This is a genomic window from Marinobacter sediminum (assembly GCF_023657445.1).
GTDB classification, from domain to species: Bacteria; Pseudomonadota; Gammaproteobacteria; order Pseudomonadales; family Oleiphilaceae; genus Marinobacter; species Marinobacter sediminum_A.
The window spans coordinates 367,030-393,542 of record NZ_JAGTWY010000001.1; the positions used below are offsets into that span (position 1 = coordinate 367,030).

20 protein-coding genes are annotated in these 26,513 nt (G+C 56.2%); 14 read left to right on the forward strand and 6 right to left on the reverse strand.

Annotated features, from left to right (window positions below; genetic code table 11):
* Positions 1 to 65 precede the first annotated feature (65 nt).
* From ppc to KFJ24_RS01825, 6 genes are all read left to right on the forward strand, one after another.
* Positions 66 to 2,711: a phosphoenolpyruvate carboxylase gene (ppc, locus tag KFJ24_RS01800; RefSeq protein WP_250829382.1), complete on the forward strand. Its 2,646-nt coding sequence runs from the start codon at positions 66 to 68 to the stop codon at positions 2,709 to 2,711.
* 51 nt (positions 2,712 to 2,762) lie between these two features.
* Positions 2,763 to 4,133, forward strand: a complete 1,371-nt coding sequence (locus KFJ24_RS01805) for an HDOD domain-containing protein (RefSeq protein WP_250829383.1) — start codon at positions 2,763 to 2,765, stop codon at positions 4,131 to 4,133.
* Between the two features lie 202 nt (positions 4,134 to 4,335).
* A complete protein-coding gene (adk, locus tag KFJ24_RS01810) occupies positions 4,336 to 4,989 on the forward strand; it encodes an adenylate kinase (protein ID WP_250829384.1) in 654 nt (217 codons plus the stop codon).
* 35 nt (positions 4,990 to 5,024) lie between these two features.
* Positions 5,025 to 5,723, forward strand: coding sequence for a tRNA (adenosine(37)-N6)-threonylcarbamoyltransferase complex dimerization subunit type 1 TsaB (gene tsaB, locus KFJ24_RS01815; protein ID WP_250829385.1), 699 nt, complete (start codon positions 5,025 to 5,027; stop codon positions 5,721 to 5,723).
* 117 nt (positions 5,724 to 5,840) lie between these two features.
* Entirely contained in the window at positions 5,841 to 6,203 is a 363-nt protein-coding gene (locus tag KFJ24_RS01820; protein WP_250829386.1) for a UDP pyrophosphate phosphatase, read from the forward strand.
* The gene (locus KFJ24_RS01825; protein ID WP_250829387.1) at positions 6,203 to 7,036 is read left to right on the forward strand and encodes a class I SAM-dependent methyltransferase; all 834 of its coding nucleotides are present in this window, start codon (positions 6,203 to 6,205) and stop codon (positions 7,034 to 7,036) included. Before KFJ24_RS01820 ends, KFJ24_RS01825 begins: the two co-directional genes overlap by 1 nt.
* 5 nt (positions 7,037 to 7,041) lie before the next feature.
* On the opposite strand, the gene plsB is transcribed toward KFJ24_RS01825, so the two are convergent.
* Positions 7,042 to 9,510, reverse strand: a complete 2,469-nt coding sequence (gene plsB / locus KFJ24_RS01830; protein ID WP_250829388.1) for a glycerol-3-phosphate 1-O-acyltransferase PlsB — start codon at positions 9,508 to 9,510, stop codon at positions 7,042 to 7,044.
* Between the two features lie 142 nt (positions 9,511 to 9,652).
* Here plsB and nudC point away from each other — a divergent pair, with 142 nt between their 5' ends.
* Entirely contained in the window at positions 9,653 to 10,480 is an 828-nt protein-coding gene (gene nudC, locus KFJ24_RS01835; RefSeq protein ID WP_250829389.1) for an NAD(+) diphosphatase, read from the forward strand.
* On the forward strand, positions 10,477 to 11,337 hold the full coding sequence (gene murI / locus KFJ24_RS01840) for a glutamate racemase (RefSeq protein ID WP_250829390.1): 861 nt from the start codon (positions 10,477 to 10,479) through the stop codon (positions 11,335 to 11,337). Before nudC ends, murI begins: the two co-directional genes overlap by 4 nt.
* Here murI and KFJ24_RS01845 read toward each other — a convergent pair.
* From KFJ24_RS01845 to KFJ24_RS01860, 4 genes are all read right to left on the reverse strand, one after another.
* On the reverse strand, positions 11,315 to 12,322 hold the full coding sequence (locus KFJ24_RS01845) for a DUF2156 domain-containing protein (RefSeq protein WP_250829391.1): 1,008 nt from the start codon (positions 12,320 to 12,322) through the stop codon (positions 11,315 to 11,317). The genes murI and KFJ24_RS01845 overlap by 23 nt on opposite strands.
* 45 nt (positions 12,323 to 12,367) lie before the next feature.
* Positions 12,368 to 13,021, reverse strand: coding sequence for a class I SAM-dependent methyltransferase (locus KFJ24_RS01850; protein ID WP_250829392.1), 654 nt, complete (start codon positions 13,019 to 13,021; stop codon positions 12,368 to 12,370).
* Between the two features lie 242 nt (positions 13,022 to 13,263).
* On the reverse strand, positions 13,264 to 15,438 hold the full coding sequence (locus tag KFJ24_RS01855; protein ID WP_250829393.1) for an EAL domain-containing response regulator: 2,175 nt from the start codon (positions 15,436 to 15,438) through the stop codon (positions 13,264 to 13,266).
* Positions 15,439 to 15,459: 21 nt separating this feature from the next.
* Positions 15,460 to 17,454: an HDOD domain-containing protein gene (locus KFJ24_RS01860; RefSeq protein WP_250829394.1), complete on the reverse strand. Its 1,995-nt coding sequence runs from the start codon at positions 17,452 to 17,454 to the stop codon at positions 15,460 to 15,462.
* A 226-nt stretch (positions 17,455 to 17,680) separates the two neighbouring features.
* Between KFJ24_RS01860 and KFJ24_RS01865 the strand changes: the two genes are divergently transcribed.
* The 4 genes from KFJ24_RS01865 to KFJ24_RS01880 all read left to right on the forward strand — a co-directional run bounded on the left by KFJ24_RS01865 (position 17,681) and on the right by KFJ24_RS01880 (position 23,743).
* Positions 17,681 to 18,994: an AAA family ATPase gene (locus KFJ24_RS01865; RefSeq protein ID WP_250829395.1), complete on the forward strand. Its 1,314-nt coding sequence runs from the start codon at positions 17,681 to 17,683 to the stop codon at positions 18,992 to 18,994.
* A 231-nt stretch (positions 18,995 to 19,225) separates the two neighbouring features.
* On the forward strand, positions 19,226 to 20,764 hold the full coding sequence (locus tag KFJ24_RS01870) for a fatty acyl-CoA reductase (RefSeq protein WP_250829396.1): 1,539 nt from the start codon (positions 19,226 to 19,228) through the stop codon (positions 20,762 to 20,764).
* Positions 20,765 to 21,091: 327 nt separating this feature from the next.
* A complete protein-coding gene (gene acs / locus KFJ24_RS01875; protein WP_250829397.1) occupies positions 21,092 to 23,038 on the forward strand; it encodes an acetate--CoA ligase in 1,947 nt (648 codons plus the stop codon).
* A 39-nt stretch (positions 23,039 to 23,077) separates the two neighbouring features.
* A complete protein-coding gene (locus tag KFJ24_RS01880) occupies positions 23,078 to 23,743 on the forward strand; it encodes a LuxR C-terminal-related transcriptional regulator (protein ID WP_250829398.1) in 666 nt (221 codons plus the stop codon).
* 95 nt (positions 23,744 to 23,838) lie between these two features.
* On the opposite strand, the gene KFJ24_RS01885 is transcribed toward KFJ24_RS01880, so the two are convergent.
* Complete coding sequence (locus KFJ24_RS01885; RefSeq protein ID WP_250829399.1) at positions 23,839 to 24,822, reverse strand: D-2-hydroxyacid dehydrogenase; 984 nt, start codon at positions 24,820 to 24,822, stop codon at positions 23,839 to 23,841.
* Between the two features lie 227 nt (positions 24,823 to 25,049).
* On the opposite strand from KFJ24_RS01885, the gene KFJ24_RS01890 reads away from it, so the two are divergent.
* Together KFJ24_RS01890 and KFJ24_RS01895 are read left to right on the forward strand one after the other, a co-directional pair.
* Positions 25,050 to 26,276 (forward strand): pyridoxal phosphate-dependent aminotransferase, encoded by a 1,227-nt coding sequence (locus KFJ24_RS01890; protein ID WP_250829400.1) that lies wholly within the window; start codon positions 25,050 to 25,052, stop codon positions 26,274 to 26,276.
* A 9-nt stretch (positions 26,277 to 26,285) separates the two neighbouring features.
* Entirely contained in the window at positions 26,286 to 26,477 is a 192-nt protein-coding gene (locus KFJ24_RS01895; protein WP_250829401.1) for a CPXCG motif-containing cysteine-rich protein, read from the forward strand.
* The last annotated feature ends 36 nt before the right edge of the window (positions 26,478 to 26,513 follow it).

The window sequence follows — 26,513 nt, forward strand, 5'->3', positions numbered from 1 at the left end:
CTTTCTCGACTGTTCCTTAGTATCGTAAGTTTACTTTGCCTCCGTCAATTCAAAAGGATGTCAATGTGACTGAGCTACATTCCGATCTCCGTGAGAACGTACGCATGCTGGGCGAACTGCTTGGCCAGAGTATCCGGCGTCAGCCGGGGCAGGACTGCTACGAACTGATTGAGGAGATCCGCGCCGCCGCCAAGGCCGACAGGCGCCAGGAAAGCGGTTCCGGACAGCGTCTGATCAGGCTGTTGGGTAAACTGGGCGACGAAGAACTATTGCCGGTGACCCGTGCTTTTAATCAGTTCCTCAACCTTGCCAACCTGGCTGAGCAATATCATGGAATCCGTCGGAAACGCGGTCATCATTCTGACCTGATGGTCGAATCTCTGGGTGAGGTATTTGGTCGTCTTAAAGATGGCGGCGTGGATCCGGAGGAGCTGCACAAGAAAGTCGCAGACCTGCGTATTGAGTTTGTTTTGACGGCGCACCCGACAGAGGTGGCTCGCCGCACGCTTATCATGAAGTACGATGAGATGTCCGAGTGCCTGGCCCGGCTTGATCACGATGATCTGATGCCTGGTGAGCGTGAGGAGATCGTCGGTCGGCTTTCCCAGCTGATTACCGAAGCCTGGCATACCGACGAAATCCGCCATGAGCGTCCCACCGCGGTGGATGAAGCCAAGTGGGGTTTCGCCGTTATCGAAAACAGTTTGTGGCAAGCGCTCCCCCGCTTCCTGCGGAGCCTGGACACATCGCTGTCTGACGCCACGGGGAAGGGGCTGCCATTGCGGGCTTCGCCGATCCGGATAGCGTCCTGGATGGGCGGTGACCGGGACGGTAACCCTAATGTCACTCATCAGGTCAGCCGCAAGGTATTCCTTTTGGGGCGCTGGATGGCGGCGGATCTCTACCTGAGAGATATCCAGGCACTGAGAGCCGAGTTGTCCATGTGGCAAGCCAGCAGTGAACTCCGTGAACGGGTCGGTGATGCGCGGGAGCCCTACCGCCAGGTACTGGGGAAGCTGAGAGAACAGCTGATCAGGACCCGGGACTGGGCCGAAGCCGGCATTAACGGCCAGTCGGCAGACGCATCCGGTATCCTGTTCGAGAATGAGGATTTCACCGCACCTCTGGAGCTGTGCTACCGCTCACTGGTGGAGTGCGGGCTGGATAATATCGCCAATGGGCCGCTGCTGGATACCATCCGCCGCGCCCACACCTTCGGCCTACCGCTGATCCGTCTGGATATCCGTCAGGAGGCGTCCCGCCACGCCGAGGCCGTTGCTGAAATGGTGGATTACCTTGACCTCGGTGATTACCTGTCCTGGAGCGAAGAAGAACGCCAGGCCTTCCTGGTAAAAGAGCTTCAGGGCAGGCGCCCACTGGTTCCCCGGAACTGGGAACCGTCCGAGCAGGTGCGGGAAGTACTGGCGACCTGTGAGGTCGTGGCTCAGCAAACCCCGCAGGCACTTGGCTCCTATGTAATCTCTATGGCCAGCAAGCCGTCCGATGTGCTCAGTGTGATACTGCTGCTGCGGGAATCGGGCATGAAGCATCCGATGCGGGTTGTGCCACTGTTTGAGACCCTGGATGACTTGCGCGGCGCGCCAGACAGCATGGCTGCGCTCTACGAAGTGGAGTGGTACCGGGAATATTGTCAGGGCCGTCAGGAGGTCATGATTGGTTATTCGGATTCGTCCAAGGATGCCGGTCAGTTGATGGCGGCCTGGGCGCAATACCAGGCCCAGGAAAAGCTCACACGCGTGGCCAGCCAATATGGTGTGCACCTGACGCTGTTCCATGGTCGCGGTGGTACCGTGGGCCGCGGTGGTGGTCCTGCTAACCGTGCGATTCTGTCCCAGCCACCTGGGTCGGTGAACGGCAGTTTCCGCATTACCGAACAGGGCGAAATGATCCGCTTCAAATTTGGCTTGCCGCAACTGGCCATCCAGAGCCTGACTCTCTACACCACAGCGGTGATTGAGGCGACACTGGCTCCACCACCCGAACCAGAAGACACCTGGCGTGACACCATGGACTGGTTGACCGAACGGTCTCTCAAGGCATACCGGGAGGTAGTGCGTGAAAACCCCGATTTTGTGCCCTATTTCCGCCAGGTGACGCCGGAACAGGCTCTGGGCAAGCTGTCTCTTGGAAGTCGCCCCGCAAGGCGCAAAGCAACTGGCGGTGTTGAGAGTCTCAGGGCTATTCCGTGGATTTTCGCCTGGACCCAGATGCGATTGATGCTGCCCAGCTGGCTGGGCAGTGACGTCGCACTCGAAGCTGCTGCCAGGGACAATCGTCTCCCGGTATTGCGTGAGATGATGGCGGGTTGGCCATTCTTCCGCACCTATGTGGATATGCTGGAAATGGTGTTGGCCAAATCGGATTTGCGCATTGCCAGTTATTACGAACAGACGCTACTGGATGACGATAAGCTTCGTGCCCTGGGAGAGGACCTGAGAGCAAGGCTGAAGGGCTGTATCGCGCGCCTTCTGGAGCTGAAGCAGCAGACGGAGCTACTGGAAGGTGAGCCAGTTTTCGCTCACTCCATGCGGGTACGTAGCCCCTATACAGATCCGCTGCATTATCTGCAGGCCGAGTTACTCAGGCGTGACCGTGAAAGTGAAGGCAAGGGCGAAGTGCCGGAGCTTGTGGAACGGGCCCTCAAGGTCACCATGGCGGGTATTTCAGCAGGCATGCGCAATACGGGGTAAACTGGAGCGGTGGCTGTCATCACACCCCATTATGGACAATAGGAGTAAGTTGTGGCTCTGGCTGCACAGTTGGAACGTTTTCTGACCCGTAAGGGCATACCCTACAATGATTTGCCGATTGAGCAGGCCACCAGTCTGGATGCTGCGGTGATTGCCTCCGGGCAGCCGCAAACCGACTTCATTCAGGCGACGCTTCTGATTGATATTAACGGTGTGATCATGGCGGTTCACAAGTTCGACAGCTCGTTGGATCTGGACGCTGTCAATCAGATGACGGGCCGCCGATTGCAGCCTTTGACTGCGCGCCAGAGCATAAGGTTGTTCGGTGATTGCGATCCGGGCTTCACGCCACCTATTGGCGCCGCCTACGAACTCCCGGTGCTGGTGGACGAAGATGTTTCCGGAGCCGAACGTGTACTGTTTTCTGGCGGTTCCGCTTATGGTCTGGTCGAGATGGATGGACGGTCTCTGAGGCTGGCGCTGGCCGGCAGTCGGCAAGGCCACCTGGTGATCCGGGGGCAGGGCAATGGCGACCGGGAGGCGCTGACCCTTGAAGAGGTCGCCGACAAGCTCCAAAAGCTTTATCGTTTGCCGCCGATGCCGGCATTGGCGCTGCGTATCCTGCGCCTGACCGCCAATACCGAGGCGACGGCTCGCGAGTTGGCTGAGCTTATCGAGTATGACCCGAGTTTGACGGCGCAGATCATGCGCTATGCCCGATCAGCCCTGTTCAATTACCCCGGCCAGGTCAATTCTGTTCAGGAAGCGGTAACGCGGGTTCTGGGTTTCGACCGGGTGGCCCATATTGCTCTTGGTATTGCTTCGGTCCGCGCTTTCGACATACCGCGTAAGGGCATGCTTGGGATGGACCAGTTCTGGCGTCACTCCCTTTACTGCGCGTTCCTGTGCCAGAGTATCGCGCCCCGCTGTGGTGCTGACAAAGGTCTGGCCTATCTGTGTGGGTTATTGCACAACTTTGGACTCTTGCTGGTAGGGCACCTCTTTCCGGCTGAATTCGAAGAGCTCAATACCCTGCGTGAAGCCAATCCCGAGGCCAGTATGCACTCCCTTGAGCAGCAGGTCTTTGGCCATGGTGACGGGGACCAGATCATGGCCGTGGGTCATGGCGCCATCGGTGGCATCCTGCACCGCTTGTGGCAATTGCCGGATCCTGTGGTCAAAGCTGCGGGTGTGCATCAGCACCTGGGCTATCATGGCGAGCACGAAAGCTACGTTCTGATGGTTCAACTGGCCAATGCTTTGCTCAAGGGGCGTGGCATAGGTGATGAGTTCAATCCAGACGATATTCCCGAGCTGCTCGAAGGGCTCGGGCTGCCTTCTGAGGTGGTAGACGATCTGGGGCTGGAAATGGATGGTGTTGCACCGGATCTGGACGCGCTGGCTATGTCCCTGTCATCCTGAGCCGGTCGACCTTTCAGGTCGGCTGGTGCCCGCTTGCCGTGCATGATACGGAGGTCGACTTTCTCTACGCTGGCTGACTTCGTATAATGCGGCTTCGCCGATTCTGGCTGACACCTGTTCCGGTGTGGAGAGGTTGGCGCAAAGGCCGAGGTTTTTGCCACAACTTTTCAAACGATAATGACTAAAACGGGAGCACAGCGTTATGCGGATCATCATGTTAGGCGCACCGGGCGCAGGTAAGGGGACCCAGGCTCAGTTCATCACTGAACGCTTTAATATTCCTCAGATCTCCACCGGTGACATGCTGCGGGCGGCGGTTAAGGCCGAGTCCGAGTTGGGCAAGCAGGTCAAAGAGGTTATGGCAACTGGCGGCCTCGTGTCTGATGACATCATCATCGCGCTGATTGAAGAGCGAATTCAGCAGCCGGACTGCAAGAACGGCTTTTTGCTGGACGGCTTCCCTCGCACCATTCCTCAGGCTGAAGCCCTCAAGGATCAGGGTATTGCTATTGATTATGTGGTTGAGATTGCGGTGGACGACGAAGAAATCGTCAGTCGTCTGTCAGGCCGTCGCGTACACGAAGGCAGCGGTCGTATTTACCACGTGAAATTCGATCCGCCCAAGGCAGAAGGCAAGGATGATGAAACCGGTGAGCCACTGGTTCAGCGTGAGGACGACAAAGAAGAAACAGTTCGCAAGCGCCTGAAGATCTACCATGATCAAACGGCTCCTCTGGTAGGCTACTATCAGGACCTGGCCAGCGAGAATCCGGAAGCCGCACCCAAGTACGTGCGCGTGGAAGGGGTTGGCAGCCTGGATAACATTCGCGACCAGATCCTGTCCAAACTCAAGTAAGTCAACGTCATCCTGATCTGAGGGTTTTCACTTCCGTGAAACTGCTGGCACTGGATACGTCATCGGAGGGCTGCTCGGCAGCCCTTCTTGTTGATGGCGAGATCTCCGAACGTTTTGAGCTTGCACCCAGAGGCCATACCCGGCTCCTGATGCCCATGGTGCGAGAACTGCTTGCCGAAAAAGCACTGGCACCATCAGATCTGGATGCTCTGGCTTTTGCCTGCGGCCCGGGCTCCTTCACCGGGCTTCGGATTGCCACCGGCGTGGTGCAGGGCCTGGCCTGGGGCCTGAATATTCCTGTGGTACCGGTATCATCTCTGGCAGCGGTGGCGCTGGGGGCAATCGATGCTCTTGATCTGGCTGAAAACGATGCAGTTGCTGTGGCATTTGATGCCCGTATGGGAGAGGTCTACTGGGGGTGCTTCGTCTGCCAGAGCGGTCTTCCTGTGCTTCTTGGGGATGAGCGGGTCTGTCCTCCGGCGAGAGTTGCCCTGACGGGCGAGTCAGAGCATTGGTCGGGCGCAGGGCAGGGCTGGAAGTTCCGGGAGGATATGCCGGGTGATGTTTCAGGTCGCATTGGTTCGGTCGATGAGTCCCTGATTCCCCGGGCTGCTTGGGTCGCCAGGCTGGCAGCGATCGGGTATGAACAGGGAGCGGCGGTTCCGGCTGAACAGGCCCAGCCGGTCTATATCCGGGATGAAGTCGCCTGGAAAAAGTTGCCCGGGCGGGGTTAGCCTGAGTTGGCTGCGGATTGGATGAGCAAAAACTGATCAGCAGGCTTTTCTTCCACGCCAGATTCTTACATACTTTCCTCTCGCGTTTTTCTGTCGTCGAGCCAGCGGTATCTGTTCATGATTGGCGGTATAAATCCAGGTAACAACTATGGCTTCCAGTCCGGCAACAATAGCCCGGTCCGGGAGCGCAGTGATGCGGCCCGTGTCCCGGCATCGACACCGGAAAAGATCACAGATACGGTTCGTCGTGATCTGGCGGACAGCCCCCAGTCCCCTGTCAAAGATCGTACTCCCGGAGAGAGCCTGGAACGCCGTGTCGAGGCCCGGCGCGCTTCTGAAGACGTGCGCCTCGAAAGATTCCGGGCCGATGAAGTGTCACTGCCGACAGCCCGTGCCCTGTCCACCTTTGCGGATGTTGCGGCAGCGGGACAGGAATCTGGTGGTGAGACTTCGCTTGCCGGCATCGATATCCTCGTCTGATGTCCGATCCTTCCTCTAAAGACTCGTCACCAGGCAACTGGCATCAAAGAGTGGCTGTTGGACGCAGTCCGTTAGGTGACCCGGCGCAGGCCTCCCTTCTCAGTCAGGATCTGAATCTGAAAAACCTCGGAGTGGTGCGGCCCAGGGATGTCAGGGATGTCGGTGTTTTATTGTTTCTGGATGAAAACGGCCTTTGCCTGCAACTAACCGGAAAGGGAGCTCCCGGGCCAGTGAGGGCGGAGTTTGTGACTGGTAAAATGGGCTATCGCCGTGAACATGGTGGTGGCGCAGGGCAGTTGGTGGCCAGGGCCGTGGGATTGCAGAAAACCCGTGCCGGCCTGCACGTTCTGGATGCCACCGCTGGGCTTGGACAGGATGCATTCATACTTGCCAGTCTTGGTTGTCGGGTTACCCTGTTTGAGCGCAATCCCGTGGTTCATGCGTTGCTGGAGGACGGGCTGGCGCGAGCTTCGCTGAATGTTGACTGTGCGCCTATTATCGAGCGAATGAAGCTGGAGAAGGGCGGCAGTATTGAGTGGCTTCGGGGTGCTGGCCCGGATGCCGCAGACATCATTTACCTTGATCCGATGTTCCCGCACCGGGATAAGTCCGCACTCGTCAAGAAAGAAATGCAGGTGTTCCGGGTGGTTGTCGGCGATGATGACGATTCCGGCGAACTGCTTGAAGCCGCTCTGAAATGTGCGACCTACCGGGTGGTGGTTAAGCGGTCCCGCAAGGCGCCGGCCATCAGCGGGCCGGAACCTGCGGCCCGCATTGAGGGCAAAAGCAGTCGCTATGACATTTATCCCATTAAGGCATTGCCGGCCGGGTGAGCCGCTCAGGCCCCCATCATAGTGACTTGCTGAATGGCCTGGCGTTTTTCGACGCTCAGAACCAAACGTGCATCCTCAGCGACTTCATCCAGACCTTCGCCGTAGCAGATAAGTCCATTGTCATCGGTGGTAATAACCCCATTCTTTTGCATGTTGGCGATGAAATTCCGGAACAGGCTCTTGTCGAAAAACTCCGGAGCGTTCAGGCCGAAAAGAATGGACATGCGCTCGGCAAGCAGGGTGCTCTGCTCTTCGAGTTCCTCTGCACTGATCTTGCCCGACCCGTATTTTCGCAGGATGCCCAGGGCAATATGGTAGCGTTCGAGCGTCTGAATAATGAACCTGGACAGCACCCGTAACCGGAGCATCTCCTCGGTGCTTTCCTCGGGCCGTCCGATGCGCTCATCGTCCAGAGCTTTCAGCAGTCCTTGCTCGATTAGCACATCAATCCATTGATTGATGACGGATTCGGCCTGATCCGCGTGGTATCTGAGGAACAATTCTGACTGCAGATAGGGGTACGCCACGCCGGCCAGGAAAACGATCTTGTCCCGGCTCAGGGAATCCATATTCTCAAACAGGCTGGCGATCAGCGAGGGCAGGGCGAAGAGGTGCTGGATGTTGTTGCGGTAGTAAGTCATCAGGATGGCATTGCTGCCTTCCAGCGCAATGATATCGCCCAGCTTCTGAGGCTGTCGCTCAACAAGCCCCATGTTTTCGCAATAGGCGACCCAGTCCTTACCGGTGCCTTCAGGCAGGGTAACCGTCTCCGCATAGGGATAGGCTTTAAGGAGGTTGGCGTACTGATCCATCAGCCGGATCAGCTGACCTTCGTCCATGGCCAGGCGGTCGGTGCCCAGAAGGACGGTCGCTGCCATGCCAATGGGGTTGACCGCTACAGAGGCATTGATGTTGGCGGCCACTCGCAGGGATAATTCGTTCACGGCTTTAGTCAGCCAGGCTGGCCGGTACTCAGAATCATAGGCTTCCTGGCGCCAGCTGTCGTGAACCTGGTCCAGAACGTCTGCCAGCGGAATCGCCTCACCAAAGTTCACCGCGACCTGGCCAAAGGAGTTGTTAAGCTTACGTACGGTTCTGGCAATTGCGAACACACTTTCTTTCTGCTTCTTCTTGCCCCGCAGTTCGCCCAGATAGGAGCGGCCTTCCATCACCTTTTCATAGCCGATGTACACCGGCACAAAGACAATGGGCTTGCGGTGATCCCGGAGAAAGCTTCGCACGGTCATGGACAGCATGCCGGGGCGAGGCTGAAGCATCCGCCCGGTCCGGCTCCGCCCACCTTCCACGAAGTACTCGACGGAGTAGCCGCGGGAGAACATGACGTGCATATACTCGTTGAATACCGTGGCGTACAGAGGGTTGTCCTTGAAACTGCGGCGCATGAAAAAGGCACCGCCACGACGCAGAATCGGGCCCACGATCGGCATGTTCAGGTTAATTCCGGCGGCGATATGCGGAGGCATAAGGCCATTCTTGTAAAGCACGTAGGAGAGCAGCAGATAATCAATGTGTGAGCGATGGCAAGGCACATAAACTACGGCATTGTCCTGGGCCACCTCCTTCACCACCTGGATGTTATTAATGTTAATGCCGTTGTAGATCCGGTTCCAGAGCCAGGACAACACAACTTCAAGGATCCGGATAGTGACAACCGACATGCTTGCGGCGATTTCATCGGCATATTTCCACGCCTTGGCGCGAACCTTTTCCGGCGGGATTTCATCTTTTGCAGCGGTTTCGCGAATCGCTTCCTTCACCGCCTGGGTGCGCACCAGGCCGCCCACCAGAGTGCGGCGGTGGGACAGATCCGGCCCGAGCACCGCCTGGCGAACACGGCGGAAATGGGTGCGGAGGATTCGAGCCAGTTTGCGATTGGCCCGCTCCTCAGAGTTACGATATTCATCAATAACCTGTTTCAGGGAAAGCGGCTGGTTGAACTGAACATAGGTATTGCGTCCATGCACCATGATGATCAGAAACTTCTGCAGGCGCCCGGCGACGCTCCACGTGTCGGATAGCAGCAGCTTGACCAGGGACTTTTCCTTGTCAGGAGAGCGGCCCCAGAATAGTGAGACCGGGACTATCTGCACATCCTGGTCCGGATGTTCGATGCCGTAGTGGGTCAGTGCCTGGAATTCGCTGGTTGGTACCGGTGCCTGGCGCCGACGAAACAGCCCGCTAGTACGGCGATACAGGAAGAAGAACGAGTGAGATGGCCTGTTTTTTACCGGCAGTGAGTCCGCGGCCCCGGGCAGACCTGCACGAATCACTTCCTGCTCCAGTACCAGGCGATTGGAGAGGGAGCTGTACTGGAGCACGTAGCAAACCGATTTGTCCGGATCCAGTCCCAGAGCTTCGAGGCTGTTGCCGCTAACGTCTGTCCTGACCCACAGGAACAGTATCTTGCGGAAAAGTGTCAGGATCAGGCTGCGAATGCCCTGGTAAATTCGCATATAGTGAAGCTCCGGTAACTAAAAACAGGTGCCAAGTTTACTTGGTTGAGTACTGGCCGGGAAGTCGGCATTCATTCTTGGCCGCAAGCGCATTGTGGTACATTTCAGGCTGGCCCACTTAACACTCAGGCGCAAACAGACAATGGTGATGTCAAACACAGGCTGGACTCCGGGTTGGTCTACCGGTGTTCCCAGCAAAGGGGATCTGGTGCTGGCTATCTCTGGCTCAAGCATCCTCAAGCCGCCTGATGGCTGGCTGCTTCCATGGGGAAGTGAGGGGCTGGCGGCAGGCGCTGGCGACACCGTATCTCTCGGGTCAATGAATGACACCCCTGTTTTTGTGACCGAGCTTGACGAGGCGGACGCTTCCGGACTTGAGTCTGTAGCCCTTCGGGATGCACTGCTGATGATGGAGGACGCCCCGACAGACCTACTCAGTACTGGGTTTCAGGTATGGCAGTGGTGGCGTGACCACCGGTTTTGCGGGCGTTGCGGAGGCGAAACCACCTCCCATCCGGGAGAACGAGCCAGGTGGTGTCAGCCTTGCAGCATTCCCTGGTATCCGAGGCTGGCTCCATGTGTAATTGTTGTGATTCGCAAGGGAGATCATCTCTTGCTGGCGAGATCATCGCGGGCAAAACACCATTTCTACAGCCTCATCGCCGGATTTGTAGAGCCGGGCGAGAGCCTGGAAGGCGCGGTTGCACGGGAGGTGAAAGAGGAAACCGGGCTGGACGTAACCAATGTTCGCTATCACGCCTCGCAGCCCTGGCCATTTCCGCATCAGTTGATGGTAGGTTTTTTTGCTGACTATGCAGGCGGCGAATTGGTTCTGCAGGAAGATGAGCTGGCGGATGCCGGCTGGTTTCTGCCGGGAGATACTCCCCCGGTCCCGCCACAGACGACCATTGCCGGCCGACTCATCCGTGCTATGGAAAAAGAAATATCCCAGGGAGGTGTTCCCCTTTGACGGATATCGCCCCTCCAAGAGTTCTGGTCTTTGATTCCGGCGTTGGCGGGTTGAGTGTGGCCGCCTGTATTCGCCAGCATCTGCCGGCAACGGAGCTGGTCTATCTGGCCGATAATGCCGGATTCCCCTATGGCGATCAGCCGGAATCCGTGGTGGTTGAGCGCTGTTGCGGCCTCATTGCCAAAGCTCTCGAACAGTTGCCCTGCGATGTCATCGTAGTGGCATGCAACACTGCCAGTACCGTTGTTTTGCCTCACCTGCGGGCGATAACAACAGTGCCGGTGGTCGGCGTTGTCCCTGCCGTTAAACCTGCAGCCGAAAAAACCCGCAACCAGCGCATAGGTCTTTTGGCAACACCGGCCACTATCCGAAGGCCTTATCTGGATACTCTGGTGAATGAGTTTGCCGGGCATTGCCACGTGGAGCGTATCGGCCATCCGGACCTGGTGCGTTGGGTCGAAGATTCGGTCGGTGGGGTGGACGTGTCGCGGAATGCGCTGGCTGAGGCTGTCTCGGGGTTTCGCAGGGCAGGTGTCGATACCGTAGTGCTTGGTTGCACCCATTACCCGTTACTGCTGGAAGCGCTCAAGGAAACGCTGCCGGAGGTAAAGTTCTGGGTGGATTCCGGCGACGCCATTGCCAGGCGCGTGGGCTACCTGCTCGACCAGCATGGGAAGCGGCCACGGACCACCAAAGCTGAGGTTGAGCAGCGTGATCCGGTAAGAGCGGCGTTGTTTTCCGGCCCGGTGCCCGGGGGGGTGGCCAGCTATATGGCCAGGCTCGGCCTGCGGCCGCATGAAATCTGCGGATGCTGGCCCGGTAGTGCTGAGAGTATTACAACAACCGGGTCAGCTTGAACATCGCGAGAAACTCCAGAGCGGGAATCGCACGTTTGTGGCAACAATAGGTTTTGAAACTGTCGCCCCTGAAACGGGATTTCGTGAATTCGAGGCCCTTGAAGTTATACAGGAAGTTCCCCTTCTCATAGAGGCCGTGTAATAGTCGTTTCAATAACCGGCTTTCCTGATGCTCGGTAGTAGTATCCAGGGACAGTGGAATCAGGCCGAGATCCAGGTAGGGCACACCTTCGGCTTTGAAGACGTCCATGGCATGAGCCATCAGGGTATAGAAAATTCCCTGCCGGAAATCGGCGTTGGCCCGGGATATGTTCGGCACATAGCTGATGATTTCATTGTTGCGATAAATCGGGTCGAAATAGATGAAGCCGGCCGCCTTGCCATCCTGGTACGCGTAGAAGTGGCGCTCGTTTTCCCGATACTCCATCTCCATCGGACGAATCAGGAAGCGGATCTCATTGCTCTTGCACTTTCGGGTGCGAATCCACGCTTCCGAGATTTCCCGGGTGTGGTCGTCACTGAATCGTTCCTTTACGGTGATATTGTTCTTCTTGGCCTGATTAAGAGCGGTGCGAAGGATCTGCTTTTTTTTACCCGTCAGCGACCATTTGCCGAGATCAATCCGGGACTCACTGCCGAACTGTGTGCCATAAAGGCCATAGCGCAGGTGCAGGAAGTCCACGACGGGCTTGGATACCTGAATGTAGCAGGCATTGGGGAAACGGTTGTGAAAATGCTCAAGCATGACGCCGAAGCTTTCTGGTGCACAGACCGGATCGGAGAGGACGAAGGTTCCGCCCCATTTGCGCATGTACGCCACATAACCGACGCCCGGCACGTCAAAGTATTGCATGCCTGGCTGAAGCGTCGAGAAAGACTGGGAGTGTGTCCCGTACTTTTTCAGGTAACCGACGCGCTCGGGAAAAGTGAATGAGCCACCATCCAGTTCGCGTAATCCATCCAGTGCAAGAATCTGATCCGACATGTTTATGCTCCCCGATTGTTGTTATTTCTTGGGTGGCGAGGCGGATTACGCCTGTTTCTGGCCCAGAATGGACCAGTAGCAGTCCATATTCAGAAGCTTGAAATGCCTCTTCTCGGTAACCTGAAGGCCCAGGCGTTTCATGTGCTCGGGATAGTTGTAAATCTTGTGGAAGGCATTGTTGGCGAATAGCCAGAAAGTAAACACCGCCATGTACCAGTAGAGCTTCTTGAACATACGTGCGAGAACGTTGCCAGTGGGGTAGCAGAAGTCTCCAACCACAACTTTGGCATCGGCCTTGCCGAGTCGGATCAGGTGCTCTAAAACCCGCACCATCATGTCTTCGTCAAACACATTCAGGAAGAAATTGGCGACGACCATGTCGTACTGTTCGAACTCCTCCACCGCCATGATGTCGCTATGAATGCGGCGGATAGTCAGTTGCGGTGCCTCCTGCTCCTGGGCTTCGCCAAACTTGCGCAGCATGGTTTCAGAAAGGTCCACCACAGTCACGTCTGCACCCAGTTCAGCGGCGCGGATGGCATCGCGGCCATGACCAACGCCGGCAAACAGAATACGGTCACCGGGTTTTACAGTTTCTACATCCAGCATCGCGGTTTTACAGCGGTGAATGTTTTTGCCGCTGTAGAGATTGCTCAGGAAATCGTAGACGGGGCCAATGTATTTGTACTTGTCGCGCATGATGACTGTTGCCTGTTCTTGTTCCTTGGGATGTTGTCACCGTTTTTGTCTTTATTGGCCCGACGGCCTGTCGGTTTTTCGGTGAGCAACGTCGTATGGGTTTGAGCTTAGAGAACAGGCTGGGGGAATTATGTGCAGCAATACGCATTTCCAGATACACAAAGTAACGCACTGCAATACTTTGCAAACCGGATCAAGGTTTTAACTAGGAGTGTCAGACAATCAATAAAGGGAGGGTGGAGCTAGAAGGCCACAGCCTGGGCGGTCGCCTGGCCAAGGGATTTACAAATATCGGCAGCAGGTCGCGCCGGCCCGTAGAAGAAGCCCTGAACCTGATGACAGCCCAGATCTCGCAGGTACTTCAGCTGCTCATCAGTTTCAACGCCTTCAGCCACAATCTCCAGCTTCAGGCCATGGGCCATGGCGACAATGGCATTCACAATACAGGCCCCGTCATCGCCGCTGCGTATGGCTTTGACAAAGGACTGGTCCACTTTCAGGGTATGGATAGGCAGTCTGTGCAGGTAGTTGAGCGAGGAGTAACCGGTGCCGAAGTCGTCGATGGCGATACGCACGCCAAGTGCTGCCAGCTCACGGAGTTTCTGACTGATCTGCTCCAGATCCGTCATGATCACGTTTTCGGTAATCTCAATCTCGAGATTGCTGGCCGGGAAATTGCGGGCCTTCACTCTCTGCATCAGAGTTTCCACAAAGCGTGGGTGTTCGACCTGAATCGGGGACAGGTTCACCGCGAGACGAAGGTCAGAGTGGCCGGAGCGAATCCACTGACCGACGTCCTGGCATGCCTGGTCCAGCACCCATTCGCTTAGCTGGCCGATCAATTTGGTTTCCTCTGCCAGGGGCAGAAAATCCCGGGGGTAGAGCAATCCCCGTTCAGGATGTTGCCAGCGCACCAGAGCCTCAAGGCCGACAATTCGATTGGTGGTCGAGCAGACCTGGGGCTGGTAGAAGACCCTTAATTCATCCCGTTCAAGCCCACGACGGAGATCCCGCTCAAGATTCAGCCGGTTTGCCGTGTCGATGCTCATGCTCTCTGAATAGAATCGGTAACCGTCCTTGCCTTTGCCTTTGACGTGGTACATGGCAATGTCGGCGTTCTGGATCAGCTGATCCATGTTTACGCCGGCTTCAGGGTAGATGGCAATGCCAATGCTGACGCCTACAAAAACCTCATGGTCGCCAAGCTGGAAAGGCGCCCGTAATGCATTGATCAACTTCTTCGCTATCTGTTTCGCATCATCGTGATTGTGCATGGAGGGAAGTAGCAGTGTGAATTCATCACCGCCAAAACGGGACAGGGTATCGCCTTTGCGAAGGCACTTCTCAAGCCTCTGGGTGACTGCCTGCAACAGACGATCACCCATCGCGTGGCCCAGGGTATCGTTGATAACCTTGAAACGGTCAAGGTCCAGGAACATCACCGCCAGTTTCTGCTCTTCGCGACTGGCATGAGTTATGGCCAGTTCCAGGCGGTCTTTAAATAGCGCACGGTTTGGTAACCGTGTCAGCAGGTCGTGATAGGCCTGGAAGTTAATGAACGCCTCGGCTTCTTTCCTCTCAGTGACATCTCTTGCTGTGCCGTAATAGCGAGCAGCCTTGCCATTCCCGCCACCATGGGTTGCACCGGCGTGTGGCCAGGTTTGAGGGTCGACAGGGAATGCGGTGACCTCGAAATGTCTTGTTGCACGACGGCTGCCTCGGGTTTTAAGGCGAACCTCCAGGGTTCTGGGGTTGTCAGCGGTTATGTTAGGGCCCTTCAGGGCATATGTTCCCCGGGCTACGTCACGGTCGTCCAGAATGTGGCGAAAATGCCGACCGCAGAGCTCCGTCGGCTGATAACCCAGCAGACTTTCGACCTTGCTGTTTACGAAGCAAAAATGACCATGATCGTCGAGCATGAACACAATGTCGGGGGAGCTGTTTACGATATACCGGTGCAGGGCTTCCGACTTCTCCAGCCGCATCTGAACGTGTTCATGGGCTTTCATCAGCGACTGCTGACCGATAACACTTTCAACGGTGGCGAGTAACTCTTCCGGATCAAAGGGTTTCCGGATGTAGTCCAGTGCACCCCGCCGGAGTGCACGACTGACGGCGTTGAAGGAGCTTTCTCCGCTGACCACGATGGTGCCGCAGTCGGGCTGGATGTCGGTCAGGTGGGCCATGACATCGAAGCCATCGACTTCTGGCATTCGCAGGTCCAGAAGAGCCAGGTCGAAGTGTTGCGAATTTACCAGTTCACATGCCTTTGCCCCTCCACTGGCTTCCGTAACCTGGTAGCCACGGTCCCGCAACAGGGAGGCGAGTGTAGTCAGCAGGCGGGGCTCGTCATCCACCACCAGAATGTGGGCGGTTAATCCATAACTGAAAGGCTGGTCAGCGAGTTCAGATGCCATCGGTCTGTGTCCGTTTCATCGTCAGTCGGTCTCATTCTTTTTATGGCTGGCCGCTGGCAGCAAAATCCTGAAGGTGGTTCCTTCCTGCCCCGTGCGGCAAGCTATGATGGCCTCCATGTCATCAATGAGCTGCTTCACAATACTCAGGCCCAAACCGCTGTGGCCCTCTCCCTTTGTGGTACTGACCGGTGCAAACAGCGATTCCCGAATCTGCTCGGGTATTCCCGCTCCGGTATCCGTAATCTCAAGCTCCACCCACGTGCGGTTATTTTGCCACACAGGGGCCGATGTCCTTATTTCGACTCTGCCGCCATCTTCGGGAAGACTTTCCGCCGCATTACGTACCAGATTGATTACGATCTGGCGAATGGGTGGAGCGCTCGCGGCGACTTCGGTTGACTGTTTGCACAGTAGCACGTCAAGTTTACGTTTGCTGTCCGCGAACAGGCTGTCTTCCAGTATACGTGAGAGACTTTTCAGCTCGGCATTCAATTCAGTGCTCGGCCCGATCCCTTCGGAATCCTGCAGTGCGCTGTCGGAACGACTCATCTGCAGCAGCAGATTGCCTGCCCGGTCCAGCTCCTCACGAATGACATCCAGCTCCTGGCGCACGTCACTATCTTCAAGCCGGTTTCTCAGCCTGAAAATATACTGACGTATAATGGTTAACGGATTACTTACCTCGTGTACCTGCTTTCGCATCTGCGCGCTGGCGATTTCTTCATCAAACTGATGGTCAGCCTTCGAAGGTGTGACTGCGGGCGTCCGGTCACCCAGAGCGATCGAGAGCTGGCGAGTAAACAAACTGGCAAGTTCAGTGGTCGCTGTCAGATCCTCCTTGTCCGTGCCCAGGGCGAACACGCCCGAGGACTTGTCGCCACTGACAACCGGCACTGCCAGCAGGGATGGCGCATGCAGGAGAGACAGCAACTGGCGATCCAGAACCGTGGGAGCGCGATCCCCGAGGCTCACGGAGCGCCCCGAAGTGAATGCTTCGGTCAGCACGCTACCGCCAGGCTGGGCCGAGATGGAAAAATGCGGGATGTCACCGATGGTTCCTGAAAGCAGTACCAGGTTGTCATCCACGTGGCCAAAGCAAAGGGCGGGGAGGCCCGTGACCAGGGTCAGGCTGTTGACCGTCTCGGCGAGAATGCTATCCATCTCACCATTGAGGTCCGCAAGCTGAATAGCCTGACTGGCAATCGTCTGTCGAAGGATTACCTGTTTCAGTTGCTGTGTTGCGCTTTCACCACTGTACTCATCATCAAGGGGGATCCCCAATGATGCAGCCATTCCTGACACTTCGTGGGCGATGCGGCGGTTGATCTCCCGGGTTAATTCTTCATTGAGGCCAAAAATGGTTGCGGCGGCGGCAATGCCGGCGGCATCCGAAAGTGCCAGGCGGGTGGCAAGGCTGATCAGTTTTACCAGATGTCCGGCGTCCCGTAGTTCATTCGGGAGGGCTTGCTGATAACGCATGGCATCGGCCGCCATGGGGCCAAGCCCCCAGGCTGTAACCAGCTCGGCCGCAATGTCGGACTGGTGATCAAAATAGTATTGCTTCGTTTCCGCTGCCGGGGTTTTAATGGCTATCAACTCGCCGATATTGTGAAGCATGCCCAGCATGAAAGCTTCGTCCGGTTCCGAGTATCGGGTGAGGGTGGCAAGAGCTCGCGCGGTGAGTGCTGTCGTCAGTGAATGGCGCCAGAAATCACGGAGCTGCTGCCACTCATCACCGCCCAGCTCGAACAAAAGCTGGCGTAAAGCTGCGGTCAGAACTAGGGTATGGAATCGCCTTGTGCCGAGCCTGAGAAGGGCCTGGTCCACCGACCGGATCCGCGTTGTCGGGCCGTAAAGGGCTGAGTTTGCGAGCGCGAGGATGCGCGTGACGAGAGCCGTATCTGCCGAAACTATCTGACTGATGGTCCGGTAGTTCTCATCCTGTTGGCACGCCTCAAGCGCCCGAAGGGTTACCTCCGGCAGACTCGGTAGTTGAAGATCAGGAGCAAATTGCATGGAGCTTACCTGCCGCGCCTTGGCAAAGTTTATTATAGGTCCAAAAGACAGCCTGTGACGTCCTGTTCATTCTTAGGGCCCGCGTTGAGCTTAGACAATAATCCGTCGTTATTAAATACTTGTTGCTCTTTTTTTAAGCAATATATTATCTATCATGTGATATGTGTAGAATTTTTACAGGTTAAAATGTCAGAATCCGTAAAATCAGGGACGTAGCTTACCGGTCATGACCGTAAAAGAACCAGCAAAGCCCAAATTACATCAACCCCGGACCATTGCCATTACCGGTGGCAAGGGCGGTGTCGGCAAGACCTCGGTGGCCTTGAATCTGGCACTGACTCTCGCGCGTCAGGGAAACCGGGTTTTGCTGCTGGATGGTGACACCGATCTTGCCAACGTCAGTATTATGGTTGGCCTGTATCCTCAGAAGACTCTGGCTAATGTGATGGCTGGTGAATGCCGGCTTGAAGATATCCTCCTCAAGACGGACTATGACCTTCACATTGTGCCGGGAGCTTCCGGTATGCAGGAATGCATGGACATGAGTCCCTCTGACAGCCTGCGCATACTGCGGGCGCTTTCCCATCTTGAAAGCCGGTACGACTATGTGATCACGGATACCGCGGCCGGCCTGCAGGCCCCGAGCCTTCATATGATTGCAGCGGCGGAGCTTGCATGCGTTGTGGTGACTTCGGATCCGGCATCGCTCACGGATGCCTTCTCGCTGATTAAAGTCATCCTCCGCCGCGGCTACAAGAGAGTGCCCAGTATTCTCGTGAACATGGCGCAGGGAGCCAGCCAGGCCCGGTCGGTGTTCCAGCGCCTTGATTCGGCTGCGCAGCGCCACCTTGGGATTTCGCTCCACTACATGGGAGGTATCTGGCGGGACGAGACCCTTCGCCAGTCTGTGCTCAATCAGAAGCCGGTTGCACTGTTGCCGGTGTCAGATCCTTCCTGTCGACAGTTTCATACCCTGGCGGACATGGTGAATGTCCGGCTTTCCCAGTTGCCCCAGCGAAAAGCCGGTATTGCTGCATACTGGCACAATGTATCACGCCGTCAGAATGGTGAGCGCAAGGAGGCTGCCCGGCCTCCGCAATCCGTCGACCCTCGGGAGCGGTGTCTTAACGCAGTCAGCGAGCTTGAGGCAGCGCTGACGCAAGTGCCGGATAACGCGATGCTGCGTTATGAGGCATTTACCCGGCTGTTTGCACTGCTGGGGAGCACACTGGACAGTGATACCGTGGAAATAATCCAGACCGGGCTGGGGTCCATGGAGTGGGAAAAACTGGATATAGAGCGCAAGGAGCATCTCGCTGTGCACCTTCGTCATCTGGCCGATGAAATCGCACCGCAAGAAGAGCAGCCGCCAGACACACCCGTATCACCGGGCCACCCGGCTCTGCCCGAACCTGTTTATGACAGGATCAGTTTTGGTGAGCAGGACCGACTGGTTCGTGTGCTCAGGGAGCAGCCCGCGGATATTTCCCTGGATCAGCTGTTGCGATCCCTCGCTGGCAAGGACAGCAGCCGATCCTGATTTGCCACCCAAAAGCCCGCCTATTTTCCCCCTCATTTTATTAGCATTTTTTTGTATCGTAACTTTGCAGTGTGTCACCACAATGTCATGGAAGGTGTGCAAAGATTAACCACAATCGCCCGTAGTGGCGCGTAATATGCAACAGGATTTCTGAGCGTGGTTCGCAGGTATTTTCCTTGCCGGCAGGGCTGAGTCCGGCCGCAGACATGAATATTGAGAAGGAGTTCTTAAATGGCAACACAGCAGCTTACATCCGGAGAGTCGTCGTCGAAGGTACTCGAACAGCTCCGGGGCAAGCACGTTCTTATCACTGGTACCTCGGGTTTCCTTGGCAAGGTTGTGCTCGAAAAACTGATTCGAGCTGTTCCCGAGATTGGTGGTATTTATCTGTTGATTCGGGGTAACAAGCGCCATCCTGATGCCCGCGGCCGGTTCATGAATGAGATTGCAACGTCCTCGGTATTTGAACGTCTGCGTCAGGAAGACAATGAGGCGTTCGAAAACTTTGTGGAGGATCGGATCCATTGTGTAACCGGTGAAGTGACGGAACCGCTGTTCGGACTATCACCGGATCACTTCCGGAAACTGGCGGGTGGCCTGGATGCAGTGATCAATTCCGCGGCCAGTGTGAATTTCCGAGAAGAGCTGGACAAGGCCTTGGCGATCAATACCCGTTGCCTGGAAAATGTCGCTGAACTGGCCCGTCAGAACAGTGATCTGGCTGTGTTGCAGGTTTCTACCTGCTATGTGAATGGTATGAATTCGGGTCAGGTAGCCGAAGCGGTTATCAAGCCTGCAGGCGAGCCCATTCCGCGCAGCACGGAAGGTTATTACGAGATCGACGAACTGGTTCGGCTGCTGGAAGACAAGATCGCCGATGTACGTTCGAGGTATTCGGGCAAGGCACTGGAGAAAAAACTGGTGGATCTTGGGATTCGTGAAGCCAATCGGTATGGCTGGAGCGACACCTACACCTTTACCAAGTGGCTGGGGGAGCAGTTGCTGATGAAAGCGCTGTCCGGTCGACCCCTGACCATTATACGTCCATCCATCATCGAAAGCGCGCTGGAAGAACCGGCACCGGGCTGGATTGAGGGTGTGAAGGTGGCGGATGCGATTATTCTTGCCTATGCCCGTGAGAAGGTGACTCTGTTCCCGGGCAAACGTTCCGGTGTGATTGATGTTATTCCGGTGGATCTGGTTGCTAACGCGATCATATTGTCCCTGGCCGAAGCGCTTTCAGAGCCCGCGCGCCAGCGCATTTACCAGTGTTGCAGTGGTAGCTCGAACCCCATCTCTCTAGGCGAGTTCATTGACCACCTGATGGCGGAAGCCAAAGCCAACTACGCGGAATACGATCAGCTGTTCTATCGTCAGCCGAGCAAGCCGTTCATTGCCGTGAACCGGAAACTCTTTGATGCCGTGGTTGGTGGGGTACGTATCCCGCTCAGCATTACTGGCCGGGTTCTCAAAATGCTCGGGCAGAATCGCGAGCTGAAGGTATTGCGTAACCTGGATACTACTCGTTCTCTGGCAACGATCTTTGGTTTTTACACAGCGCCGGATTATATCTTCCGTAACGATGAGCTGCTCGCGCTCGCTTCCCGAATGGGGCAAGTGGACAAGGTTCTGTTCCCGATCGATGCGCGCCAGATCAACTGGGGCGTTTACCTCCAGAAGATCCACCTTGCGGGTTTGAACCGTTACGCACTCAAGGAGCGGAAGCTCTACAGCCTTCGTTCGGCCAAGGCCCGCAAGAAAGCGGCTTAAACTCCCCGCCCGATTCTCCCGAATCGGGCTTTACTCTCCTCTTCCAATGCGCCGGGCCGAACTGTTGTTAATCCTGGTTGCGGTTGGCCCTGATAGGTCTATCCTTTGAGGAGCTTCTCATTGGATGCAAATTACCGTTGTTTTCTTGAAGGTTACTGGACTAATTCGGCCAAAAGTTCATGCGTGTTAGGACGTTAGTCTAATTCAATGTGCAGTGGCACACATGTTGAACTACCGCTATCCGTCTTAAGGGCTGGAGAGGCCCGATCGCTCTGTATTCCAAAAAAACCGACAACGACAACAGACTCTGACTAAAGGGGGAGCACAATGACTGATAAACAGGTATATCCGGTAAGCCCTGATGTGGCTAAACGGGCCCTGCTTAACAGGGAACAGTATGACGAAATGTATCGTCAGTCAGTCGAGGACCCGGATACCTTCTGGGCTGAACACGGCAAGCGCCTTGAATGGATCAAGCCCTACACCAAGGTGAAGAACACCTCTTACGACTATAACAATCTGTCGATAAAGTGGTTCGAGGATGGTCAGCTGAACGCCTCTGCCAATTGCCTTGATCGTCACCTCGAAAAGAAGGGTGACCAGACTGCCATTATCTTTGAAGGTGATGATCCGGCCGATTCCCGCAACGTGACTTATCGCGAACTGCACGAGGAGACCAGCAAGTTCGCCAACGTCCTCAAGAGTCTGGGTGTGAAGAAGGGTGATGTCGTCACCATCTACATGCCAATGATTGTCGAGACCGCTGTTGCCATGCTGGCCTGCGCACGCATCGGTGCGATCCACTCTGTCGTTTTCGGCGGCTTCTCGCCGGAAGCATTGGGTGCCCGTATTGTTAATGGCAACTCCCGCTTCGTGATCACCTCAGACGAAGGCCTTCGTGGCGGTCGCAAGATTCCTCTGAAAAAGAACGTGGATGCGGCCCTCAAGAAGGAAGAGTCTGCCAAGGTTGAGAAAGTCGTTGTGGTTTCCCGTACCGGCGGCGATGTGCCCTGGAACGAAAGTCGTGACGAGCGTTATGAGGATCTGATGAAGTCTGCTTCCGCAGACTGCCCGCCGGAGCCAATGGGAGCGGAAGACCCGCTGTTCATGCTTTACACTTCAGGCTCAACCGGTGCCCCCAAAGGTGTTCTGCACACCACCGGTGGTTACATGGTTTACGCCTCCATGACTCATGAATACGTGTTCGATTATCACGATGGTGATGTCTACTGGTGTACCGCTGACTTCGGCTGGGTTACCGGCCACAGCTATATCCTCTACGGCCCGCTGGCCAACGGCGCTATCTCTGTCCTGTTCGAGGGTGTGCCCAACTATCCGGACAGTTCTCGCATGGGGCAGGTTGTTGACAAGCACAAGGTCAATATCCTCTACACTGCGCCGACAGCTATCCGTGCCCTTATGGCCGAGGGCGAGTCCTGCATGAATGGCACAACCCGTGAGAGCCTTAAGCTGCTGGGTTCTGTCGGCGAACCAATCAACCCGGAAGCCTGGGAGTGGTATCACCGCGTGATCGGCAACAGCAAGTGCCCGATCGTGGATACCTGGTGGCAGACCGAGACTGGCGGCATTCTGATTTCGCCGCTGCCGGGCGCTATTGACCTGAAGCCGGGTTCAGCCACTGTTCCGTTCTTTGGCGTGCAGCCGGCACTGGTTGATAACGACGGCAACATCCTGGAAGGCAAGACCGAGGGTAACCTGGTTATTCTGGATAGCTGGCCCGGTCAGATGCGCACCATCTACGGTGATCATGAGCGCTTTGTGCAGACCTACTTCAGCACTTACAAGGGCATGTACTTTACCGGTGACGGTGCCCGTCGTGATGAAGACGGTTATTACTGGATTACCGGCCGTGTCGACGACGTTCTGAACGTATCGGGTCACCGCCTGGGCACCGCCGAGGTCGAGAGTGCTCTCGTGGGGCATGGCAAGGTAGCCGAAGCCGCCGTGGTTGGTTATCCGCATGACATCAAGGGGCAGGGCATCTATGTCTATGTAACCCTGGTTCAGGGCGTTGAGCCAAGCGATGAGCTGAAAAAGGAACTGGTCCAATGGGTGCGGAAGGAAATCGGTCCGATTGCCTCTCCGGATGTGATCCAGTGGGCACCTGGACTGCCGAAAACGCGTTCTGGCAAGATTATGCGCCGGATTTTGCGTAAGATTGCTGCAAACGAGCACGATCAGTTGGGCGATACCTCCACTCTGGCAGACCCGGGTGTGGTAGATGAGCTCATCGGCAGTCGTGAGTTTAAATAAGGTCTGGATGCAGGCCGCAAACCTGTAAGGAATCGTTGAATGCCACAAACAATTATCGTCGCTGATGATCACCCGCTGTTCAGAGCAGCGCTAAAGCAGGCGGTCAGTCAGGCGGTGCCGGATGCAGAGACAGTAGAGGTCGATAGCATCAAGGCACTGCAGGCGGCGGTAGAGTCACACCCGGATGCGGATTTGGTTCTACTGGATCTCAATATGCCGGGTGCCCACGGTTTCTCCGGGCTCGTGTTTATGCGCGGGCAGTACCCGGGCTTGCCGGTGGTGGTTGTGTCAGGTTCTGAAGAAATGCAGGTGATGCGCCGCTCGATTGATTACGGGGCGTCCGGCTTCATTCCCAAGTCGGCGCCGTTGCCCACCATCACGGAGGCGATTCAGGCGGTTCTGGAAGGAGACGTCTGGTTGCCGGCCGGGGTGGCCGATAAGATTGAGCGGATGCATTCGGATGCCACAGACTTTTCGGAAAAACTGGCGTCGCTGACACCGCAACAGTTCCGGGTGCTGGGTATGTTGGCCGAGGGGCTTCTGAACAAACAGATTGCTTATGATCTGGATGTTTCGGAGGCAACGATCAAGGCACATATTACGGCCGTGTTCAGGAAGCTCGGGGTTCGTAACCGGACCCAGGCGGTGATTGCGATCCAGCAGATGGAGATTGATCCTTCGGATCAGTCGTTGTCTGGAAGCTGAAACTCAGCTTTTCCGGTTTGGATATGAAATGGGAGCCCTGGGGCTCCCGTTTTTTGTTTGTACCCGTTCTCAAGTTTTGTTCACTGATAGCCGTATTACTTACTTCCGGCGTAACCCAGTTCCTTGTCCACCAGGTTGAACAGCTTTCCGCTTTTGTGCCATCGATCAAAGTTCTCGAGGAACTGGTCGGTGAGGGCGCGTTTCCAGCCAATAAAGTCGCCCGCCATGTGGGCGGTCATGGTGACGTTCTCCATGTCCCACAGTGGGTGATCTTCCTGTAACGGCTCTTCTTCGAAGACGTCCAGTCCGGCTCCGGCAATCTCGCCACTGTTGAGTGCCGCAACCAGGTCATCGGTTTTCACAATCGGGCCGCGGCCGATGTTGATAAGGCGTGCCGTATTTTTCATCGCCTTGAACGCCTTTTCGTCGAACAGGCCTTCAGTCTGAGGTGTCAGAGGCGCAGCGATAACCACGTAGTCCGCATGCCCCAGCTGTTCATACAGGTCATCGTTGCCATGGACGGCAACGAAGTCCGGGTCGTCACGGCGGGGGGTGCGGGCAATTCCGTGGGGCTTCAGACCGGCAGCACCTACCAGGCGCCCAATCTGGCGACCAATGGAACCGGCGCCAACTACCAGCACCTGCTTGCCTTCTGCCCGTTCAGTGTCCCGGTGCTTCCACTGGTGTTTCAGCTGCAACCGGATGGAACCGGGGAAGTCCTTGGCAAACATGAGAATGGTACAGAGAACGTATTCGGCGATGGTCCGGTCAAAGATCCCCCGGGCATTAGTGACCACAACATCGCCCTTGATCAGGGCCGGAAACATCAGTGCGTCCACACCGGCGCTGGTGGCGTGGATCCATTTCAATTTGTCCGCACATGGCCAGGCCGCTTCAAGGGCTTCCGTACGGAAGTCTGTCACCATCATTATCTCGGTGCCAGGCAGAGTATCCCGGAGGGTTTGCTCGTCAAAGGCGAATCGCACTTCCGCCCGCGCCCGGACTGCGTCCATCCCTGGTGGTTCCTGCTCGCCCGGAGCAGTAAGAACGGTTACAACGGGCTTGTTTTGCTGCGTCATTTAACCTCCGCCTGGTTATCTGGCTGACGATCTGGTGGGTTGAATCCACTACAGTCTGGTTCGCTGGTGCTGCGGGGTCAACTGGTGCTTGCGCGAACCTTCCGGGACGCCTCTGATCGCAGCACTTTCACGTACATAATCTTTCTGATTTTAAGTCTTGTATGCCCCCTCCTTACTGACTAATCTGCAGGGGTAGATAATCATTGTCCCGTTCGCAAGAGGTGTATATGGCTGAACCCACCAACAGAGAGACTGGCCAGTCCAAACCCCGTAAGGTGAAGTACCGCAAGAACAAGGCCAGTTGGAACCCTGCCATGCAGGCCGTTCCTGTGCCGGGCATTCGCCGTATGGTGAATATGGCAGCCACCATGAAGGACGTCATACATCTTTCCATCGGCCAGCCGGATTTGCCTACGCCCAAGCACATTATTGATGCGTATATTGATGCGCTCAATGCCGGGCAAACCGGCTATACCATGGACGCTGGTTTGCCGGAGCTTCTGGTTGCATTGCGGGATTACTACGGCAAGCGCTATAACCGGAAACTGACCCGGGATAACATCCTGATCACCAGTGGCGCCACTGAGGCCATGTACCTGGCTATTTCTGCCACGTCGGCTCCCGGCCGGCAGTTTATCGTCACGGATCCGTCGTTCCTGCTTTACGCGCCGCTGATCCGGATGAATGGCGGCGAGGTCAAGTTCGTCCCGACACGGGCAGAGAATGACCACCAGCTGGATCCGGATGAGGTGATCGCAGCTATGGGGCCGCGCACCTTCGCGCTTATTCTGAACAACCCCAATAATCCCACTGGCGCGGTTTATCCCCGTACTACGGTGGAGACCATTCTTGAGGAATGCGCTTATCGGGGTATTCAGGTGTATGCGGACGAGGTATACGACCACCTGATTTTCGACGATGACGACTTTGCCAGTGTGCTGAACTGCTCGATGGATCTGGACAACATAATGTGCATCAGCAGCTTCTCCAAAACCTACAGCATGGCCGGGCTTCGGATAGGCTGGGTGATATCCAGCCAGGCAGCCATCAAGTCCCTGAGGCGCTATCACATGTTCACCACCTCAGTCGCCAATACGCCGTCCCAGTTTGCGGGTGTGGCGGCACTGACCGGTGACCAGCAGTGCGTTACGGATATGGTCAATATCTACCGTGAGCGTCGTGACAAGGTGGTGGAACTGATCGACCAGACGCCGTACATGACTGGCTACAAGCCTGGCGGGGCGTTTTTTGCGTTCCCCGATCTCCCTCCCCATGTGGATGGGTCAGATCTGGCTCTGAGGATGCTGAAAGAAACCGGTGTCTGTCTCGTGCCTGGTGATGCTTTTGGTGAGGGTTGCACGAACGCTGTACGGATCAGTTTCTCGACGACCTGTGAAAAACTGGATGAGGCCTTCGATCGCATCATCCCCTGGATGGCGAAGCAGCAGTTCTGAGGCTGGATCATGGCAGCCCTGGACTCAGTTCTCATCCAATGCCCATACTGTTGGGAGTCGCTGGACATAAGTGTCGACCCATCAGTGCCGGAGCAGGAATACGTTGAGGACTGCCAGGTTTGCTGCCAGCCGATCCTGATTCACGTTATCTTTGATGACAACCTGACTCCCCATGTTGATGCCCGGGCCGAGAACGAATAACCGGCCCGGTCAATTCTGACCAATCATTAACCTGCC

Coding starts and splice junctions, on each gene's coding strand:
- KFJ24_RS01865 (WP_250829395.1), top strand. CDS start 17,681: ATGACCGTAAAAGAACCAGCAAAGCCCAAATTACATCAACCCCGGACC.
- KFJ24_RS01845 (WP_250829391.1), bottom strand. CDS start 12,322: ATGTCGGATCAGATTCTTGCACTGGATGGATTACGCGAACTGGATGGT.
- adk (WP_250829384.1), top strand. CDS start 4,336: ATGCGGATCATCATGTTAGGCGCACCGGGCGCAGGTAAGGGGACCCAG.
- plsB (WP_250829388.1), bottom strand. CDS start 9,510: ATGCGAATTTACCAGGGCATTCGCAGCCTGATCCTGACACTTTTCCGC.
- KFJ24_RS01885 (WP_250829399.1), bottom strand. CDS start 24,822: ATGACGCAGCAAAACAAGCCCGTTGTAACCGTTCTTACTGCTCCGGGC.
- KFJ24_RS01860 (WP_250829394.1), bottom strand. CDS start 17,454: ATGCAATTTGCTCCTGATCTTCAACTACCGAGTCTGCCGGAGGTAACC.
- acs (WP_250829397.1), top strand. CDS start 21,092: ATGACTGATAAACAGGTATATCCGGTAAGCCCTGATGTGGCTAAACGG.
- KFJ24_RS01880 (WP_250829398.1), top strand. CDS start 23,078: ATGCCACAAACAATTATCGTCGCTGATGATCACCCGCTGTTCAGAGCA.
- KFJ24_RS01825 (WP_250829387.1), top strand. CDS start 6,203: ATGTCCGATCCTTCCTCTAAAGACTCGTCACCAGGCAACTGGCATCAA.
- nudC (WP_250829389.1), top strand. CDS start 9,653: ATGGTGATGTCAAACACAGGCTGGACTCCGGGTTGGTCTACCGGTGTT.
- KFJ24_RS01850 (WP_250829392.1), bottom strand. CDS start 13,021: ATGCGCGACAAGTACAAATACATTGGCCCCGTCTACGATTTCCTGAGC.
- KFJ24_RS01870 (WP_250829396.1), top strand. CDS start 19,226: ATGGCAACACAGCAGCTTACATCCGGAGAGTCGTCGTCGAAGGTACTC.
- KFJ24_RS01895 (WP_250829401.1), top strand. CDS start 26,286: ATGGCAGCCCTGGACTCAGTTCTCATCCAATGCCCATACTGTTGGGAG.
- KFJ24_RS01820 (WP_250829386.1), top strand. CDS start 5,841: ATGATTGGCGGTATAAATCCAGGTAACAACTATGGCTTCCAGTCCGGC.
- KFJ24_RS01890 (WP_250829400.1), top strand. CDS start 25,050: ATGGCTGAACCCACCAACAGAGAGACTGGCCAGTCCAAACCCCGTAAG.
- KFJ24_RS01855 (WP_250829393.1), bottom strand. CDS start 15,438: ATGGCATCTGAACTCGCTGACCAGCCTTTCAGTTATGGATTAACCGCC.